Genomic DNA, 19,600 nt, shown 5'->3' on the forward strand with positions numbered 1-19,600 from the left:
GAGATGAGAGAATTGGAGTATTACGTCAATCTCTAATTTTTATTCCAACTTCACCATCCGGCTAAAGTTGAAGCAGCCTTGAGCAAAGTGTCTAACCGGGCTGTGGCCGGGTTGATTTTGCCAAAGAAAATATGCGGGAACAAGCCAATCACAAAGAAAAAAACCACCAGGGAGACCGCAATGAGCATCTCCCGCCCGTTCATATCTCTCAAGCCGTCATTGGCCGGGTTAAACGGGCCGTACAACAATTTGCGGGCCGCAGTGAGCAAATACCAGGCGGCCAGCACAATGCCAAAGGTGCCAAACGCCGCCGCCACCCAATTTACCTTGAACGTGCCCAGCAAAATCACAAACTCGCCCACAAAACCATTTAGCCCCGGCAATCCCACCGACGAGAAAACGGCCAGCAAAAAGAAAACGCCAAACACCGGCACTTTAACCCATATTCCACCATAATCCTTAAACAAACGGGTGTGGCGCTGCTCGTACAATACCCCAATCATAAAAAACAGCATGCCGGTGCTGAGGCCGTGGTTGACCATCTGCAAAACCGCACCGCTCAAACCTTGTTGGCCTCCGCTAAAAATACCCAAAACAATAAAGCCCATGTGGGCCACCGAGGAATAAGCCACCAAGCTTTTGGCGTCCTCTTGGGCCAGGGCCACCATGGCCCCATACAAAATACTAATGACGGCCAGCGTGGCCAGCCATGGCGTCCAGAAAGGCACGGCAGCGGGGAAGAGGGGGATGGCAAAACGCATAAAGCCATACGCGCCCATCTTAAGCAAAACCCCGGCCAGAATGATCGAACCGGCGGTGGGCGCTTCAACGTGTGCTGCCGGAAGCCAGGTATGAAAGGGAAACAGCGGCACTTTTACGGCAAAGGCCAGGGCAAAGGTAAAAAAGAGCCACACCTGCCAGGATTCCGGTAAATTTAAGCCTGCTACCAAGGCCGGTAAATCTGAAGTGCCTTCCCGGAAATAAAGCACCAGGGCCGCCGCCAGCATCAAAGCGCTGCCGGACATAGTATAGATAATGAACTTGACCGAGGCATATATCCGGCGCTGCCCGCCCCAAATCCCCACCAGCAAGGCCATGGGGATAAGACTGGCTTCCCAAAAAATATAGAACAGGAATAAATCCAACGAAACAAAAACGCCCAGCATGGCCGTTTCCAGCAACAACATCAGGGCATAATACTCTTTGACCCGCTCGGCGATGGCCGTCCACGAACTGAGAATAGCCACCGCCGACAGAAAGGTGGTCAACAGAACCAGAAACAGGCTAAGTCCATCCAGGCCCACGTGGTAATTGATATTGAGGGCCGGGATCCAGGGCAGCACGTGCTCAAACTGATAACCAACCACGTTATCGGCAAAGTTAAAATAAAGCGGCCAGGAAACAGCCAGGGCCAACAGAGTAATGACCAGGGCCAACCACTTTATCAAATCTTGGCGATGGCGCGGCGTGAGCATTACCAAAATTGCGCCAAGCGCCGGGATAAAGATTAAAACAGACAGTAAATAGGCTTGCATGCGCTGCTCCGCAAAACTACCTTAAAAAGAAGTAACTCACCACTGCCAACACCCCCACAAACGTAGCCAAAACATAATGGCGCAAATAACCGCTTTGCAGATAACTCAACCACCGCCCCCCCCGGCCAATAACTTTGGCCGTACCATCCACCAGGAGGCGATCAAGCAAAAGAACGTCCACTCCTTTGGCCATGGCTTCGGCCAATTTAAGGCCGGGTTTGACCACAAAGGGCGTGTAAATCTTTTCGTCAACGTAATATTTATTGGCCAGCAAAACAAAAATGGGGCGCAGATTCCGGGCCAGGGTTTGGGGAATAGTAGGCCGCACGCGATAAAAAATCCAGGCCACAAACATTCCCCCAATGGCCACAGTGGCCGAAATCAAAAACAGGCTGAGTTCCACCATGAACGGTAAATGATGTCCCGGTTCGGCGGCAGTATGTTCAGCCGCAAGGTAAACCGGCTCCAGCCAATTGGCTATAAAGTGGGGCGCGTCCAGGCCAAAGCCGTGCAACAATTCTGCCGGTAATCCCAGAATGCCGCCGGCCAGGGCCAAAATGGCCAGCATAACCAGGGCCGCGGTGATCGGCCAGCGACTTTCGTGGGCGTGGTCATAAAGATATTGATCGCGGGGCCGGCCGTAAAAAACAATAAACACCGCCCGAAAGGTGTAAAAGGCGGTTAAACCGGCCGTAAGAACCCCAATCAGCCACAGAGCGGTTGAAGCTTGATAAGTTTTGGCCAAAATCTCATCTTTAGAGAAAAAGCCGGAAATAAACGGGAACCCGGCCAGGGCCAGGCCCCCGGCCAAAAACGTTAGCCAGGTCAGCTTCATTTTGTTTTTTAACCCACCCATGCGGCGAATATCAATCACGTCGTGCAGGGCGTGCATCACCGAACCCGCGCCCAAAAAGAGCAGGGCTTTAAAAAAGGCGTGCGTGGTCAGGTGGAACATGGCCGAGGTGTACGCGCCCACGCCGGCGGCCAGAAACATGTAACCAAGCTGGCTGACCGTGGAGTAGGCCAGGATCCGTTTTAAGTCAACCTGCACCAGGGCGATGGTGGCCGCAAACAGGGCCGTGGCTGCGCCAATGAAGGCCACCAGCATAGAAACGCCCGGCGATAAGGTATACAACACGTGGCTGCGCGCAATCATATACACCCCGGCCGTAACCATTGTGGCCGCGTGAATAAGAGCCGAAACAGGGGTTGGCCCGGCCATCGCATCGGGCAGCCACACATACAGCGGAATCTGCGCGCTCTTGCCCACCGCCCCAATAAAGAGCAGCAGGGCAATCCAGGTGATGGCGGCGGGCATGGTTTGGGCAACTCGCGGCGCTTCGGCAAAAATCGGGGCAAACTGCAAGGTGCCAAAGGTTGTCCAGAGCAAAAAGACGCCCAGGGCAAAGCCTACATCGCCAATCCGGTTGACGATAAAGGCTTTCAGGCCCGATGCGGCCGGGGAGAGCAAAGGGAACAGCTTGACCGGCGGCCGGCCGGGGCCGAGGTCAATGGGGTCTTGTTCCTGGGCCGGCCGATCAAACCAAAACCCAATGAGCAAATAAGAACATAAACCCACCAGCTCCCAGCCCACGTACATCAGCAGATAATTATCGCCCAGCACCAGCACCAGCATGGAGGCAATGAAAAGATTGAGAAACGTGAAGAAGCGGGCATAATCGCGGTCGGGGTGAGCGGGGCCATTTTCAGCGCGATGCACCATATAATCGGTGGCGTAAACGTGGATGAGAAAACCAACGCCGGTGACCACCAGCACCATCAGCAAAGAGAGGGGATCAACCAGCAAGCTGACCGAAACGTTAAAGTCACCAATTGCGGCCCAGGTCCACAGGGGCACAACCACCGCCCCGGTCTGCCCCAGTTGGAAAGCAGCGATCACGCCCACCATAAAAGCGCCAAGCACGGCCAGGGAGGCTACCGCCCCCACCACCTGGTATCCCAGGCGGCGGCCCCAGATGCCGTTTAAAACCACCCCTACAATTGGCAAAAAAATGGTCAGCCAGATTAGTTGGATCATTGACAATACACCCACAGAAACCTATAGATATTCAGAATGAGCTACCATCTACTCCTTACGGTATCTTTTTCACCCTTTTAAGGAGTTCATTTCATCGGTGTTGACAGTTTGTTTATGGCGATTCAGTTCAACCAACAGGGCCAGCCCCACAGCCACTTCCACCGCAGCCACCGCCATAATCATAAACACAAAAATTTGCCCGGCGGCAGAGTCAAGATAACGCGAAAAAGCCACAAAAGAAAGGTTGACGGCGTTCATCATCATCTCAATGCACATTAACACAACAATGGCATTGCGCCGGATAAGCACGCCGCCTGCGCCTATGGCAAACAAAATGGCGCTGAGCAGCAAATAATAGGAAACGGGGACGTCGTTGATCATTGATTTTCCTCCGGCCCGGCGCGTTCTTGGGGTTGGCGGGCCAACCAAACCACGCCCACAATGCCCACCAGCAACAACACCGAGGCCAGTTCAAAGGCCAAAAGATAATCGGTAAATAGGGCGCGGCTGATCATTTGCGTTTGCCCATATTGCTGCACGGCGGCAGTGGTGAGATCGCCGGTTTTGCCGGCAGTTTGAAAAACATGATTATTTTCAAAAACAGCCGTGCCAATAATGGTCAACAAAACCAGGCCCAGGGCCGCTAAAAAAGCATTGCGCACGGTCAGCCAGGTTGACACCTTTTCGCCCAACTCCGCGCCCAGAAGCATAACCACAAACAAAAACAGCACCACAATAGCGCCCGCATACACCAGTATTTGCACAATGGCCAAAAATTGCGCGTTGAGCATAAAGTAAAAAACGGCCAGAGCGCAAAAATTTACCAGCAGAGAGAGGGCGCTGTGCACCACGTTTTTATTAAAAATAACCCCAAAGGCAGCCACCACGGCCATGGCCGCCAGGATAAAAAAGAATATTAGGCCCATTCTATCATCACGTTCCGGCTTTTGCTTTAATTTTTCCCCACGTTGGCCCGCTCAAATAAACCTCATCATCACGAACAACAATGTGCGGCGGGTGGTGGGGTTCCAGGAGTCTCTCTTTGGTGTAAACGGCAGCCCAGCGGTCATATTCGGCCAGAGCAAAATCGTGTTCCAGCACAATGGCTTCGGTGGGACAGGCTTCGGCGCAGTAGCCGCAAAAGATGCAGCGCAGCATGTTGATTTCATATACTTTGGCGTACCGCTCGCCCGGCGAGTAGCGCTCTTCATCGGTATTCTCAGCAGACTCTACATAAATACAATCGGTGGGACAGGCCGCCGCGCACAACGAGCAGCCAATACATCGCTCCAGGCCGTTAGCGTAGCGTTTTAAAACGTGGCGCCCCCGGAAACGGGGGTAAACGGCTACCGGCTCGCTGGGAAATTCATTGGTGACCGGCCTGGTGAAAAAATATTTCAGGGTCACGCCCATGGCCCGGACAATTTCTACTGCGCCGGTAAAAATATTTTTGACGCCTTTAAAAATTGGCTTCATCTATCTCTCTTTCTAAACAACCCGGCTACTATACTACCAATGCCCCAAGATAGAATTGTACACAGCCACGCCTATGGCCGTGACAATCAAATTCAAAATCCCTAACGGCAACAGGAATTTCCAGCAAAACTGCATCATCTTGTCAAAACGCACGCGCGGCACGCTGGCCCGAATCCACAAGATCAAAAAAATCACCAACGTGACCTTGATGAGCAGATAAATCACGCCCAAAAAGGGGTAGGCGTTCACCCCCGGCCCTTGCCAACCGCCCAAAAAGATGGTGGAGGCAATGAAACTTAACACCACAGCATGAACATATTCGGCCCCAAAAAATAGACCAAACTTCATGCCCCCGTATTCGGTGACAAAACCGCCGATCAATTCGTTTTCCGTTTCCGGCAGGTCAAAGGGGGAACGCCCGGCTTCGGCCAGGGCGCTGATAAAAAACACAATAAAAGCCACCGGCTGAATAAAAATGAACCACCCTAACCCGCCCCACAAACCTTGCAACTGCACCAGCTCATTTAACCGCAGCGTGCCGGCCATCAGCGTTACACTCAGTAGAGCCGCCCCCATTGGCAATTCATAACTGAGCATCTGGGCGCCGGTCCGCAGGCCGCCTAACAACGAATATTTGTTGTTGCTCGACCAACCGGCCAGGATCACACCATACGTGCCCAAGCTGCCGACGGCCAGGATGTAGAGCAGGCCCACGTTAACGTCGGCCACCCAGGGGGTAATCTCAATAGACGCGCCAAAAAGCCGCTGACTAAAGGGCAGCACAAAGGGTTGGCTGGCCAGGGGCACCACGGCAAACCCAATCAAGGCCGGCACCAACGCCAAAGCCGGCGCAATCAGGTAAACGAGCCGGTCCACGTGGGTAGGGATGACCTCTTCTTTAAAGAACATCTTGAACATATCGGCAATGGGCTGCAACAGGCCAAACTTCCCGGCCCGGTTGGGGCCGTAACGCAGCGTAAAACGAGCCAGCGCTTTTCGCTCAATGAGCGTCATTGCGGCAAAACTCAACATAAGAGCCGTCCCAATGATGAGAATTTTGATGATTTCGACAATGGTGGTGATAATTGTTGGATCCATAAGTCAATTGTCACTGCAAATAGGGATTAGGGGTTAAAAAGTTCGACTCCTTCCTACTTCTTTTCTACCTTTACGCGGGCATATAAACCACCGGGGCCAACCAGCTTTTCTGCCGGATAGCCGGCCAGGTTACGCGGCAAGATGGCTATACCCTCGGCCAACACCCGGTTGACCTGCACCGGCAGGTCCACCGATACCCCCTTACGCGATACGGTAACCGGATCGCCGCAACTCAGTTTTAACCTGTCGGCGTCGGGGCGGGAAAGGACCAATCTTGGTTGAACAAGATGCGCCTTAACCACCTCGGCTTCGGCCAGCAAACGGCCTCCATCATACAATACGCGGGGGGCCACCAGGGTTAGATCGCCCTCCGCCGGAGACGGGCCGGCGGGCGCAATGAAACGCAAGGGCAATTTGGTCTCGCCTTCGGCCAGGGTAGGCCATTGTAAACCCTCGCGCACGTCGGCGGTGAAACTCATGCCCTGGTAGATGTAATGGGCGGTCTTACGCGCCAGGGAAACCGGCGCGGTCAAATTGGCAAATTCCATCCCGGCGTAAAGGGGCACGGCCCGCGTAATTTCGGCCATTACCCCATCGGCCGAAGCATAGGCCCAATCCGCGCCCATTTGCCCGGCCAGGGCGGTCAGGATCAACCAATCGGGCCTGGCCCGGCCCGGCGCGGGCGCGCCCGGATCAAAAACCTGCACCCGGCGTTCCAAATTGGTAAAACTGCCGTCCCGTTCGGCCACGCCGCAGGCGGGCAGCACCACGTGGGCCAGTTGAGCCGTTTCGGTTAAGAATAAATCCTGAACCGCCAAAAAGTCAAGCCGGCCAAGCGCGGCCCGGTAAGATTCGCTCTCTGCCGCCGGGTCCGCGCCGGCAATGAGCATGGCCTTGACCGGGGATTTTTTGGGCGTTTGGCCCAGCATTTCCAGGGCCGATAAACCCGGCTCTCCCTCAAGCGGCACATAGCCCGGCAGGCGGTCGGGCGCAAGCCCCATATCTGCCGCGCCCCGGCTGTTGGCGTGGGGCAACACGGCCAGCAAACCGTTGTTGGGTTTGCCCGCGTGGCCCGTCACCAGGGCCAAGGCTTCCAAAGCAGCTCGGAGGGCCGGATCGTTGCCCGCTTCCAACCCAAAAATAATGATACCGTTATCCGCCCGGGCAAAAGCCGCGGCGGCCGCTTCAATCTCAACGGCGGGAACGCCGGTAATATCCGCTACTTTGTTGAGCGGATAATCTGCCAGCGCCTTTTTTAACCCGGCCAAGCCAACGGCCCGGGTGTCAACAAAGGCCTGATCCAGCAGTCCCTGCCCTACTACCGAGGCCAGCAGGCCCAAGGCCAGGTGCGCCGCCGTGCCATAACGATACCGCAGCCGGGTTTGGGCCTGGGCGTCGAGTTTGGTCCGCCTGCCGCCGGCATTGATCACCTGCGCCCCGCGCCGGGCGGCCGCGCCCGCCACCCGCAGGTAAAGAATGGGGGCTTCCTGGTCCAAATCCGAGCCAATAACCAGAAGGGTTGTTCCCCGGCCAACCCGCCCTAAATCCGTGCCTGCGCCCACGCCAACGGTAAAAGCCGTTTCATCGGCCAGGGCCGCATTCAGGCCCACTCGATGATCAAGGTTGTGCGTGCCAATAATCTCCCGAAAAAACTTCTGGAACAGGTAGAGGTCTTCATTAGGCAAACGCGCCCCGGCAATCCCGCCCAGGGCATTGGGGCCGTAGGTCTCTTTAACGGCCGTAAACTTTTCGGCCACCAGCCGCAGGGCTTCGCGCCAATCGGTTTCAACCAGTTGGCCCTGGCGGCGAACCAGCGGCATGGTCAGCCGGCGCGGGCTGCCGTTGAAATGATGCCCAAACCGGCCCTTGTCGCAAAGCCAAATCTCATTGACCGCTTCATTTTGCCGCGGCATCACCCGGCGAATCGTGCCGGCGCGCGTGCCCAAAACCGTGTTGCAGCCTACCCCGCAATGATTACAAATGCTGGGCACGTTGGTCAATTCCCAGGGTCGCGCCCCAAAACGAAAATCGCGGGTGGTCAGCGCCCCCACCGGGCAGATGTCGGTGGTATTGCCGGAGTAGTGGCTGTTAAAAGGCGGGTTAGAGTAGCTGACAATGTGGGCGTAGCGGCCCCGTTCTTCAAGGGCCAAAACCGGGTCGTGGGCAATTTCATCTTGAAAACGCACGCAGCGGGCACAGATGATGCAGCGCTCCATGTCCAGTACAATCAAATCGCCCAGGGGATATTTTTTGGGAAAGTGCTGCTTGTCCTCGTAATCAAAGCGGCTCAAGCCCGGGCCGTGGCGGAGGGTTAAATCTTGCAGGGGGCACTCCCCGCCTTTATCGCACACGGGGCAATCCAGCGGGTGGCTGGTCAGCAAAAATTCCAGCACTGCTTTACGGTCGGCCAGGGCCGCCTCTGAATCAATGTTAACCACCATGCCCGGGGAGACCGGCGTGGTGCAGGCCGTCACCGGTTTGGGGGAAAAGCGGATGACGGGCTGATCGTGCTCGTCCAGAACCGGCTCGCCCGTATCCCGGTTGATAACCGGCGCGCCCACTTCCACCAAACACATCCGGCACATGCCCACCGGCTCCATTTTGGCGTGATAACAAAACACCGGGATTTCTTTGCCTATTTTTTTGGCTGCCTCGACGATGAGCGTTCCCGGGGGAACGGTAACTGTAAAGCCGTCAATGGTTAGCGTAATTTGCTGGGTCATTTTTTGATCTGCATTAACTCAATCTTGTTTAAAAACTACCGGCAGAAAAACATCAGCTCGATCCAGGCCCAGGGTAAAATCGCCCAGATACATAGTTGTAACGCTTAATTCCTGGCCTACGTATTTACACTGATCTACCTGGCAGAGATCAAGCCATTGTTGCCGGTCTTCTTGCCACCGCCAGAGATGTATCTTTTCAATTGGGGTAAGCAAGGTAGGAATCCGCAAGGTGAAGGTTATGGGTGAAGCCAGTTGGGAAATGGCCGTACCCGCAGGAATATTTGTCGCCGTCAACCTAAAATCGTAACCTGATGGGTGTGGGAAACGGGGGTCCACAGGGACCATCGGCCCACTCAATTCTGAAAAGGTGAAGGCAGTGGTTTGGGTGAGAATACCCGTTGTCATGGCCAGCCAAGTGGTGGGCGTCCAAATTCCGCTACTGTTCAGTTGCGTATGCGTAATGGCCAGAACTCGGTTTATTACGGTGGTAGCGGTTGAGCCAACTGCATCAACCTCGGTTCCATAAACAGAGGTATAGCGGGCCAAACCATGATTCCATAACACCATTCCACTGTAAGTGCGGGTAGCAGTGACCATCAGGCTAAATGAAATGGTTTCTCCTGGATCAATGTTTAGATTACTCCAGGTGGCCGAACCGTTATGGTCACATCCTGATGAACAAGCCCCAAAATTGAGAAAGGGATAGAGTTGATCTTTTACAAGGAACCCTTTGGCCACACTAAAGCCGGTGTTGGTCACGGAGAGGGTATAGGTGAGCATTTGTCCAGACTCAACCACCGCTGGCGTGACAATTTTGGTCAGTTGTAAGTGGGGGCCCATTGCTTCTTGGAGATCCACCTCCGGTTTACCCACAAAGGCATTGTTATACTGCCAGCGTTCACTCCAATAGTCTTTATCAAGCCACATAACGTAAGCGGCATTATGGGGATAGGTTGAACGATCTACTGTAGCGGCATTAAAGTCAAAGTACGACTCGTAAGCTTTGCCCAGGGTTTGCCCGGCAAACAGATAACGCACATACATTTGAAATGCATTACCAAACCAATTAGCATAATAACCGGAGATGTTTAAATCTACAAAGGGATGGGCATACATGCCAACCCGTCGTTTGGCCTCAGTAATATCAATTTGACCTTCACCCGCGGCGCTTGATGAGCCAGCCGTAAAACAACCGTAAAGCATTACAATAGCATTGGGAGCCAAATTTAAATCGTTGCGAATATCATCCGAAGAAACAAATTTATCTTTGAGCGCAAATCCTCCCACCCAAGTGGGCGGCATGTCGCCAGAATAAACGCCATGTCCCCGATAAAAAAGAAAGTGGGCGCCATTGGCAGCGGTTTTTATTTGTTCCCAATTGTTGTTGGGGGTATAGAATTTGTATACTGTTACGCCATGAGCCTGCAACTCTGCGGCGGCCAGATCCATATTTTGTTTTTCTTCTGTTGTCCAACTCCCGCCATCGCCATCTATTGGCCCCACCAACAACACGGCTTTGAGCGGCGGCAGGTTTTGAGCAACACCCACCTTTTCTGCGTTTTGGGCAAATTGCGGCGCAGAAACACCATCAGGGGGTCGGGGCGGATAGGGCGGGTGTTGAGGGGTAGGGGGAGGAGAAGCTGCGCCGGTGGGCGGATGCATGCTCAAGATCAAGATGAAACCAACCAGCCAGGCCCCAGCCATGGACAGGCAAAACCGTGCTATCTGTTTAAACATAAAAATATCCCCCTATCAAATTGGATAACAAAATCAGAGTCATCGCCATTATCTTCAATACACATGCATACATGCATCAAATCCGGCGCGGTTTTCCCTGTTTCAACTTTTTCACGGGCCAACGCCTCGTACTCATCCGCAAACAATTCAAGGCTCGTGCGCACGCCGGGCACCACAAACTCTCCCAGCAAACAAAAGCAATTGCCTTCCATCTGGCTGATAATGGTTTCTAGCAACGCAATATCCTGTTTTGTGCCGTCTCCCTCGCGCAGTTTACGGTAGACGGCCGCCAGCCAGTGCGTTCCTTCGCGGCAGGGGCTGCACTTACCGCAGCTTTCGTGCTTAAAAAATTTGATGTTTTTTTCGGCGGCCCACACCGCGTTTACAGTTTCATCCAAAATGATAAACGAGGCCGAGCCAAGCATCGAGCCGGCGGCGGCCATAGACTCGTAGTCCATGGGCGTGTCCAGCTTATCCGCGCCCATAATGGCCGAGGACGCGCCGGCGGGCAAAATACCCTTAACCGCTTTGCCCTCAATCACGCCGCCGCCACATTCTTCAATAAGATAGCGGATCGGGGTTCCCAGCGGCAGTTCATAATTACCCGGCCGGTTGACCCGCCCGCTCAGACAAAAGATTTTAGTGCCGGGGCTTTTTTCGGGGCCAAACTGGCGATACCAATCGGCCCCATTGGCGATGATGGGCGGGACGTTGGCCAGGGTTTCAACATTGTTAATGACGGTCGGTTTGGCGTATAATCCCGCCACGGCCGGAAACGGGGGGCGGCTGCGGGGCTGGCCCAACACGCCTTCCAGGCTATTAAGCAGGGCGGTCTCCTCGCCGCAGATGTAGGCCCCGGCCCCCAGGTGCAGGTACAGGTTCAGAGAAAAATTGCTACCCAAAATGTTCCGGCCCAAAAAGCCCTGGGCGTAGGCTTCGTCCACCGCCTGCCGGAGGGTGGTAGTAAAAAGGGTTTTAAATTCGCCGCGCCCGTAGATGTAGGCCGTTTCCGCGCCCACGGCATAGGCGCACAAGGCGATGCCCTCAAGCAATTGGTGAGGGTTGGCTTCCATAATTTCCCGGTCTTTAAAAGTGCCCGGCTCGCTCTCATCGGCATTAACCACCACGTACTTGGGGAAAACGTCTTTGGGGATAAAGCCCCACTTGACCCCCGCCGGAAAACCGGCCCCGCCGCGCCCGCGCAGCCCCGCCGTTCTCACCTCGTTGATCACTGCCTCCGGCAGCATGGCGGCCAGGGCGTGTTTGAGGGCCTGGTAACCGCCGTGAGCCAGATAAGTATCAATCTGGTGGATATTGGCCACATCTCGATGTCGCAGCAAAACGTGTTGTGCCAGTAATTTATTGACCATAATTTAAACGTCCGTGGTTATTATGACGACCAACGACCAATGACCAACGACCAATGACCAGCGATCAAATTTCGTCGTTCGTCGTCCCTCGTCCTTTCTTCGTCGCCCCTTGTCCTTCGTCCTTCGTCGTCCTTTCTACTCTTTTGCAACCACCGGCAAATAATATTTTTTCCAGTTGGTCAAAACCGGAACGCTACCCAGCGCCGATACACCCTGGGCGCAGGAAACCCGGTAGGCCACGTTAGCGATACTGCCCGTTGTGGTCACCTCAAAATTTACCTCGGTGACGCCCCCGTTGGCGGCCAAACTGGGCACCGTCCAGGAGACAATGTTGCCGGGCATTAACGTCCCACCGCTAACATAGTTTGCCCCCACCGGGATCGCATCGGTGATGACCACGCCGGTGGCGGGGGTAATCCCGCTGTTGGTGACGGTCAACGTGTAAGCGATGAGTTCGCCGGGGTTGGCCGTTTCCGGGCCGCGTTTGGTGAGGGTCAGGATGGGCAGGTCGGTGATGGTGACCGAGGTGGTATCCTCGTCGCTCAAGCTGCCGGTATCCGTGGCCCTTACCCGAAACACGGCCTCGCCTAACGTTCCGGGCGCTACAAAAGTAACCTGGGCTGCGTGATGCTGGCTCAAACTCACCGGCGGGCCGCTTTCCTGAACCCACTCGTAAACCAGCGCATCGCCATCGGCGTCCCAACTGCCGCCGGCGTTTAAGCTTACAGTTGCGCCGGGCGGCACAGTTTGGGCTGAGCCGGCCCGGGCTACGGGCGAACGTTCCACCCAAACCGGGCTGCTGTAGGCCGGATAGGTCCAGCCATCGTAATAAGCCTCGGCGTAATAATAATGGCCCAGGTAGGCCGGCAGGCTTGGCGTCCAGGTGTATAACGATGTGCCGGGATACGTGGGCAGCGAGGCGCCAACCAAACGCACCCCATTATCGTACACGGCCAGCCGGAGTGGTTCTCCTGCCGCCTGGGGGTCGTACACGTAAACCGTAAAATTAAGCGTAGCCGGGTCCGGCACCGCCGACCCCATCCAATAACCATTGGCTTGCATTACCAGGGCCATACTTTGGCCGTGCGGCGATACGTAAAACGTGCGCCTGGCCCGCGCGGCTTCCAGGATGGCCGCTTCGGTCAAACTCGACGCCAGCAGGCCCATAAATTTTTGCGACCCCCAATCGGCCACATGCGTATCGGAATTGAGCAAGTTGCCCACGTGCCAGCCCTGGTTAAGGCTCAACAAACTCTGGTCGGCGCGCAGTATTTCGCGCAGGGTTATCTGGTGGTCAACCACGCCATCGTAGGCAAAGTTGTAAAAATTAAAATCGGGCAGAGGATGATTGAATTGACCGATCGCGGCCGGTTGGGCCGCCAACCAGGCGTAAAAATCCACCAACTCCCGATAACGTTCGTCGGTCCAAACCACAAACGTGTCGGTGTTCAGCACGTTCAGGTGTCCGGCGGAATGGGTAAACTCAAATCCCCGCAGCCCAATAAACGCCCCGGCAACGGTAGCGGCATTAGCCCGGGTAAGAATTTCCTGCCACCGGGTCTGGTTAAGGTGCGTGTCGTGGCCGGTCAGGGCCATAAATTCCAGGCCGTTGGCCCGGCCCACCACAAAAGCCTGGGCCGGGGTGCCCGGCAAATAGTTATCGTCCACATAACCGGAATGGGTATGCAGGTCGCCAAAGTAAATCGTCATCCCGCCCAGGGGGATATTGGCCGCGCCTAAATCCTGGCCAAAAACAACCGGGCCGGAAAAGGTGGTAAACGTCCACGAAAAGTCATCAGGTAGAGCGTATCCCGTCGCATCTCGCGCGCCCGCGGTCACGGTGGCCGTATAGGTGGTATGGGGCAGCAACGGCGCGCCAGGATAAAAGATGACCATGTTGTTCACCGAAATGTAGTCTACCCGGCCCCGCACCCGAGTATGGCCCTGCTCAACGTAAAAGGTATCGGCTTTGAGCGTATCCGCCGCCATAGGCCCGGCAAAAGTGGCCGACACCAGGGTATAGGTAGGCACGTCCCGCACGCCCACCAGCGGGTTGGTTTGTTTGATAAAGGCGTTCAACGCGCCCGCGGTCACATCGTCGGGGCGGGCAAACTCACAATCCGCGCCAAGTTCCAGGCGACAGCGCGGCGCAGTGGCCTGGCCGGGCGCGGGCGTTGGCGTCGGCCCGTTAGCCATCGCCATCCCGGCCGGAAAAACCAGCGGCCATAGGGCCAACAACGCTGCCCCTATCACAACAAAAGTGATGGCCGGTTTAAAAACTACGCGCATTTATGTTTTTCCGCTCTTCTAACTGCTCAGGCATGTCACTCCTTTCAACCACCATATCCAGGAGATTCCTCGCTATCACTCGGAGCAACATGGAGGCTGAACAGTTACCCGCTCTTACTCAGGCTAGGCCGGTTAAGGCAGCCTGATCTTTTCAACCAATACTACCTGGTTATCTTGACCCGCCCTTAAGCGCGCGCCGGTTTTTTCATTATAAAGACCCGCTACCAGCCGGTACGATCCTGCCGGGAGTTCCGGCGGCACCGCCAACTGCAACTCATCTTCAATAATCTCGCCGGCCAGCCAGCCGGTGGTTGGCGCTGCGCCCTGTTGGGGCAGCGTATCCACCTGGCTAACTATTTGACCCGCCGGGTCGGTCAGATGCGCAAATATTTTGTACGATTCCGGTATCGGGCGCAAAGCCTGCCACTGTAATTTTAAAAGAACGGTTTGGTCCGGCGAAAACAGGTCAAACTCAAACCCCCGCAGCCGAATTGCGTTTTCAAAATCAACGTTCAACTCATTGGCCAGGGCCGGCGCGTCAAAAACATGGGGCCTCGCCTCAATGGACACCGGCAGCAAGAGCTGCTCGGCCAGCGGCTCCAGGGTGTCCAGGTTGAACAGGCGCATGGCCAGGGCGTACTCGCCGCCGGCCGTCTGGGCCGGGATGAGGGCCTGGTAGTTGGCCCGATAAACAGACCCCGCCGGCCACGTTGAGGTAGGATAACCGGCCAGCAACGGCTGCGGCGCGTCAAACAAAAGCGTGGGCCGGCCATCGGGAACGGCCAGGGCCAGCATCAGCCCAATATTTTGGGCCAAAACCTCATCCGCTTGCCACCACACCGCCACTGCCAACTTATCGCCGGGACGGGCGGACGCGGCAGAAGGCTGCACGCCAATAAGCCTTAATCCGCCCGGAATTTGCGTGTCAAAAATTTGAGCCACAGGCAAGGCGGCGGGGTCTACGGGCAAAGGATTGGGCCGCACTTCTATCTCCGCCAGGCGCAGCGACAGGTCTGTTTCTCCCCCCGCCGGCGGCAAGGGCGCGCCGGTGGCCGCGTTATAGGCCACCACCCGCACCGTGTACGGGTCGGGCGGGGCGTCGGGCGGGATGGTCAGGGCGTAGTATCCATTCGACTCCGTGCCGGGCGGCCAGTGACGGGTGGTCAAATAATCTTCCGCACCGAGCAGCGGCTTGTCCACTTTGGCCCACTCGTAGCCCAGGCTGTCGTACAGGGCCAGGGCGGCGTTGTAATCGGCTTCCGCCGGTGTTTGTTTGAGCCAGCGCAGGGCCGCGCCCAGGGTTTGCCCGGCGGCCAATGCGCCGGGTTGAAGCCGGTAGCCGGTTAAACGCAATACCCCGCCAAAGTCAAACTCCGCCGGGCTTAGGGCCGTTTCAAAGGTTTCTCCCGGCCGCAAATGATAAGTAGTGACCCGGTAATCCGGCTGCTGCTCTCGGCTGGCCACCGCGCCCAACGACCCCAGGGCGTACTCAAAATAACCTTTGGGATCAACCTCTATCCGGCTGTGTTGCATCAATTTGACCACCGCCGGTTGAGCCGCCAGCAAATTGGCCCACTCCGGGCCGATTGTGGTTTCATCCAACACGGGAAAGGCGGTTTGGGCGGGGCCGTCATACAAATAACGCACCGTAAACAACTCCGGGCGGGTGGTGGGGCTGACGTTGGGCCGCACAGGAAAAACGTAGAGCAGATCGGGCCGGCTTTCGGCTTCCATCCACTCAACCAGCCGCACCGGGGCCTCGGCAAAGAGGGCCGTCATTACGCCGCTATTGGCCCATTGGTTGAAGTAGAGCCAGTAGCTCAGGCCGGCGGAGATGATGACCATCAAGAGAACGGGGAACAGGTAGACATTTGGGTGGTTGAGTGGTTGGATGGTTGGACGGTTGGCGTTTTCAGTAGCTCGGACCTTAAACCGCTCAAAGCGATTCAAGATTTCCCCAACAGCCAGGGCAGGAAAAATGAACGAAACCGGCTGCGCGCCAACTCCCCTGCGCCAAACCTCAAAAATGAAACCTTGACTGGCCGAACGGGATAAAATCGCCGGCGCAATCATGACCCCCCACCAGATCAACAAAAACAGGTAAGCCGGTTGGGGCCAGCGCCACAACGCCAGCAGCAGGCCGATGACAAATAAAATTGTGACCAGCGGGTCAAAGGCCAAATACTGAAAATGCCCCTGTACCAGCCAATTTGGATACAGGCCAAAGGTTGATAGAAAATCTACCCCGCTCTGCCACCAGGAACCCGGCGCAGACAATTCATTGGTATCCGCCAGTTGGAGAGGACGCTGCAAGGTGGCCTGGGGGTTGAGGGCAAAGAAGCTGAGAATAGGGGCGGCAACGAGCAAGGCCACCAGGAAAGGCAGGAGGAGGTGGAAGACCGGCGGATTGGGTACGCTTTCCGTATCCCGTATCCCGTAAAAACCACGAATGAGCCAGGTCAGGGTCAAAAACAGGGCCAGTACCAACGGGACAAAATAGCCGGGCAGGTAGCCGTAAAAAAGCAGGCCCATCGCCAGGCCGGCAGCCAAAAAATAACCACGCCGCCCGGTATTCAAACCAAGCCAGAACAGGTAAAAAACCAAGGTGGCCAGCAAAGGCGTCAAACTCCAATTAGGCGTGGCCATCCGGCCCAGGCCCAACAGCCAGGTGGATACGACAAAGAGCAGGGCGGCGGTTACAGCAATAGCGCGTTGAGGGATAAATGGAAGTTGGCCAACCAGCAGATACAACAAAACGGCGGAAATCAGGTTGACCAGGCCGTTGAGTACCCGTAAGCCCACCAGATTCCGGCCAAACAGGGCCATCCAGCCGGCCTCTAGCCAAACGGCCAACGAGCCTCCGGCCAGTTGGCCGGGATAAAAAAGCTGCGGGCCGCTGTTGAGCGTGGCCACGGCGTCGGCGGCAATTTCGCTCTCATCAGACCAGGGATATGGTGGCGGTATTTCGCCAATTTTAAAGAACAAAGCCAGCGAACCGGCGATAAGGATGCCCAAAATAAAAATTAAATCAAGGCGGTGTTTGGCGAGCCAGGCCATCGCTACTCTGCTCCGCCTCCTTTCGCAGCCCGGCGATAACCTGGTCAATCTGCTCGTCGGTTAAATTCTGGTAATACTCCAGGTTAATTTGCAGGCAGGGCGCTTTATCGCAGGCGGCCAGACAAACCACTTCTTCAACCGTGAACAGGCCGTCGGCCGTGGTGCCGCCGTTTGGCCCCAGCCCCAAACGCGCGCACAGGCGTTTGTAAAAATCTTCCGCGCCGCGCAGGGCGCAGGGCAGGTCGGTGCAAACCTGGATCATGTATTTGCCCACCGGCTGTTTGCGGAACAGGGTATAAAAGCCAATGATGGAATGAACGTGGGTCACGCTCACGTCCAACGCTTCGGCCACGGCGGCAATATCGGCCTGGTCCAGCCAATTTTTTTCGCGTTGGGCCAGGTAAAGCGCCGGCAAAATGGCCGAGCGTTTATCGGGATATTTTTTGAGGATTTCGGCCAGCTCCAGTTGTTCTTTTTCTGACCACATTACCTATCCACCTCACCCAACACAATATCTATTGAACCGATGATGGCCACCAGGTCCGACACCAATCCCCCCCTGGCCATTATATCAGTAGCCTGAAGATTGACAAAGGAAGGCCCGCGCACGCGCAGGCGATACGGCATGGCCGTGCCGTCGCTAATGAGGCCAAAACCCAACCAGCCCTTGGGATTTTCCGCCGCCAGGTAAACCTGTCCCTCCGGCGGGCGGTAACCCTCGGTGACCAGTTTAAAATGGTGGATGAGGGCTTCCATGCTGGTGGAGATTTCCTCTCGCGGCGGCAGGGCCACTTTGCGGTCGCCGGTACGGTATGGGCCGGGTTTAAGTTTGTCCAGTCCCTGCTCCACAATACGCATGCTCTGGCGCATTTCCAGGATACGCACCACGTAACGGGCGTAACAATCGGCCTCGGTGGCGGTGGGCACGTCAAAATCAAATTGATCGTAGCCGGAATAGGGCCGGATTTTGCGCAGGTCAAGCGGCACACCCGCCGCCCGCAGCAGCGGCCCGGTGACGCCCAGGGCAATGGCTTCTTTGGCCGGCAAATAGCCAATGCCTTTGGTGCGGCTCAACCAGATAGGGTGTTTGGTCAGCATGGCTTCCATATCTTCAATTACGGCGGAAAAATCCCGTAAAAAAGCCTTGACCGCCTCTTTGAACGCGCCGGGCAGGGGCCAGCGCAAACCGCCCACGCTAAAGTAGCTGGTGGTCATGCGCGCGCCGCAGACCATTTCAAAAATATCCAAAATCCGCTCGCGCATGGTAAAGGCATACATTAATAACGAATGCATGGTGCCGCTGACGTCCATGGCGTGGGTGGCCCACCAGGCCAGGTGGCTGCCAATGCGCTGCAATTCGTTGAGGATGACCCGCGCAAATTGCGCGTATTCGGGCAGGTCTACGGCCAGCAATTTTTCCACCGCCAACACGTAGGCCAGGTTGTTGCTCATGGGGGCCAGGTAATCCAGCCGGTCGCAGTAGGGAATGAATTTTTCGTAACGTTTGTTTTCGCCGGTTTTTTCAAAGCCGGAATGGAGATAGCCCACTTCCGGGTTAACCTTAATCACGGTTTCGCCATCCAACTCTACGGCCAAACGCAACACGCCGTGCGTGGCCGGATGCTGCGGCCCCATGTTGACCACCATGTGGGTTTCAGCGTCCATATCGGCGGGCAATTCGGTGAGAAAAGAAGGGCCGACCATGATTTGCCGGCCCAGGTGAGCAAATCGAGGATTATCCCGGTGGTGGCTAAAATTAACCGGCTCGCCGCCCAGGGCGTAATCTTTACGCAGGGGATGGCCCACCCAATTATCGGGCATCATCATCCGGCGCAGCCAGGGGTGCCCGCCGAACTCAATCCCCATCAAATCGTAAGTTTCCCGTTCCAGCCAGTTGGCCGTGGGCCACACATCGGAAACGCTGGGCAGGACGGGCAAATCGTTTGTGCCGTTGCCGGGGGTGGGATCGGGCGCGGGCACAATGACGCGCAAGAATCTGTTTTTGGGGATAGAGTAAAGCTCGTAATTTGCGGCAAAACGGGCCGCCTGGTCCGCCGGCCGGCTCAGCTTAAGGCGGTCCGTGCCGTAAACGTCAACCAGCAGGTCAAACTGTAACGCCTCGTCATCGCGCAGAAAAAGGGCCACGTCGTGGAACTGCTCGGCGGCCACGTAAACCGTGGTTCCCCCACAAAATTCGGTATCGGTTTTTAGCCCATAGGGAAAAATATTTTTTAGTTTCTCAACAACGGCGTCGGTCATTTTGGTGTATTCGTTTAA

General features: G+C 56.0%; 13 protein-coding genes. All 13 read right to left on the reverse strand.

The window, feature by feature from the left end; translation table 11 throughout:
• Positions 1-50: 50 nt before the first annotated feature.
• Complete coding sequence (locus tag JW953_07775) at positions 51-1,535, reverse strand: NADH-quinone oxidoreductase subunit M (protein MBN1992591.1); 1,485 nt, start codon at positions 1,533-1,535, stop codon at positions 51-53.
• Between the two features lie 16 nt (positions 1,536-1,551).
• Entirely contained in the window at positions 1,552-3,573 is a 2,022-nt protein-coding gene (gene nuoL / locus JW953_07780) for an NADH-quinone oxidoreductase subunit L (GenBank protein ID MBN1992592.1), read from the reverse strand.
• 69 nt (positions 3,574-3,642) lie between these two features.
• Positions 3,643-3,954 carry an NADH-quinone oxidoreductase subunit NuoK gene (nuoK, locus tag JW953_07785; protein MBN1992593.1) on the reverse strand — a complete coding sequence of 104 codons (312 nt, stop codon included), beginning with the start codon at positions 3,952-3,954 and terminating at the stop codon, positions 3,643-3,645.
• Complete coding sequence (locus JW953_07790) at positions 3,951-4,499, reverse strand: NADH-quinone oxidoreductase subunit J (GenBank protein ID MBN1992594.1); 549 nt, start codon at positions 4,497-4,499, stop codon at positions 3,951-3,953. The genes nuoK and JW953_07790 overlap by 4 nt, the downstream gene beginning before the upstream one ends.
• A gap of 7 nt (positions 4,500-4,506) precedes the next feature.
• Positions 4,507-5,049 (reverse strand): NADH-quinone oxidoreductase subunit NuoI, encoded by a 543-nt coding sequence (gene nuoI, locus JW953_07795; protein ID MBN1992595.1) that lies wholly within the window; start codon positions 5,047-5,049, stop codon positions 4,507-4,509.
• Positions 5,050-5,082: 33 nt separating this feature from the next.
• The gene (gene nuoH, locus JW953_07800) at positions 5,083-6,147 is read right to left on the reverse strand and encodes an NADH-quinone oxidoreductase subunit NuoH (GenBank protein ID MBN1992596.1); all 1,065 of its coding nucleotides are present in this window, start codon (positions 6,145-6,147) and stop codon (positions 5,083-5,085) included.
• 53 nt (positions 6,148-6,200) lie between these two features.
• Entirely contained in the window at positions 6,201-8,870 is a 2,670-nt protein-coding gene (gene nuoG, locus JW953_07805; GenBank protein ID MBN1992597.1) for an NADH-quinone oxidoreductase subunit NuoG, read from the reverse strand.
• Between the two features lie 18 nt (positions 8,871-8,888).
• Positions 8,889-10,607 carry a DUF11 domain-containing protein gene (locus JW953_07810; GenBank protein MBN1992598.1) on the reverse strand — a complete coding sequence of 573 codons (1,719 nt, stop codon included), beginning with the start codon at positions 10,605-10,607 and terminating at the stop codon, positions 8,889-8,891.
• The gene (nuoF, locus tag JW953_07815) at positions 10,592-11,977 is read right to left on the reverse strand and encodes an NADH-quinone oxidoreductase subunit NuoF (protein MBN1992599.1); all 1,386 of its coding nucleotides are present in this window, start codon (positions 11,975-11,977) and stop codon (positions 10,592-10,594) included. The genes JW953_07810 and nuoF overlap by 16 nt, the downstream gene beginning before the upstream one ends.
• Before the next feature lie 135 nt (positions 11,978-12,112).
• Positions 12,113-14,266, reverse strand: coding sequence for an Ig-like domain-containing protein (locus tag JW953_07820; GenBank protein MBN1992600.1), 2,154 nt, complete (start codon positions 14,264-14,266; stop codon positions 12,113-12,115).
• A 132-nt stretch (positions 14,267-14,398) separates the two neighbouring features.
• Entirely contained in the window at positions 14,399-17,323 is a 2,925-nt protein-coding gene (locus JW953_07825) for a glycosyltransferase family 39 protein (protein MBN1992601.1), read from the reverse strand.
• Positions 17,295-17,810, reverse strand: a complete 516-nt coding sequence (locus JW953_07830; protein ID MBN1992602.1) for an NAD(P)H-dependent oxidoreductase subunit E — start codon at positions 17,808-17,810, stop codon at positions 17,295-17,297. Before JW953_07830 ends, JW953_07825 begins: the two co-directional genes overlap by 29 nt.
• On the reverse strand, positions 17,810-19,582 hold the full coding sequence (gene nuoD, locus JW953_07835; protein ID MBN1992603.1) for an NADH dehydrogenase (quinone) subunit D: 1,773 nt from the start codon (positions 19,580-19,582) through the stop codon (positions 17,810-17,812). Before nuoD ends, JW953_07830 begins: the two co-directional genes overlap by 1 nt.
• Positions 19,583-19,600 lie beyond the last annotated feature (18 nt).

It is taken from the genome of Anaerolineae bacterium (assembly GCA_016931895.1).
In the GTDB taxonomy this organism is placed as follows: Bacteria; Chloroflexota; Anaerolineae; order 4572-78; family J111; genus JAFGNV01.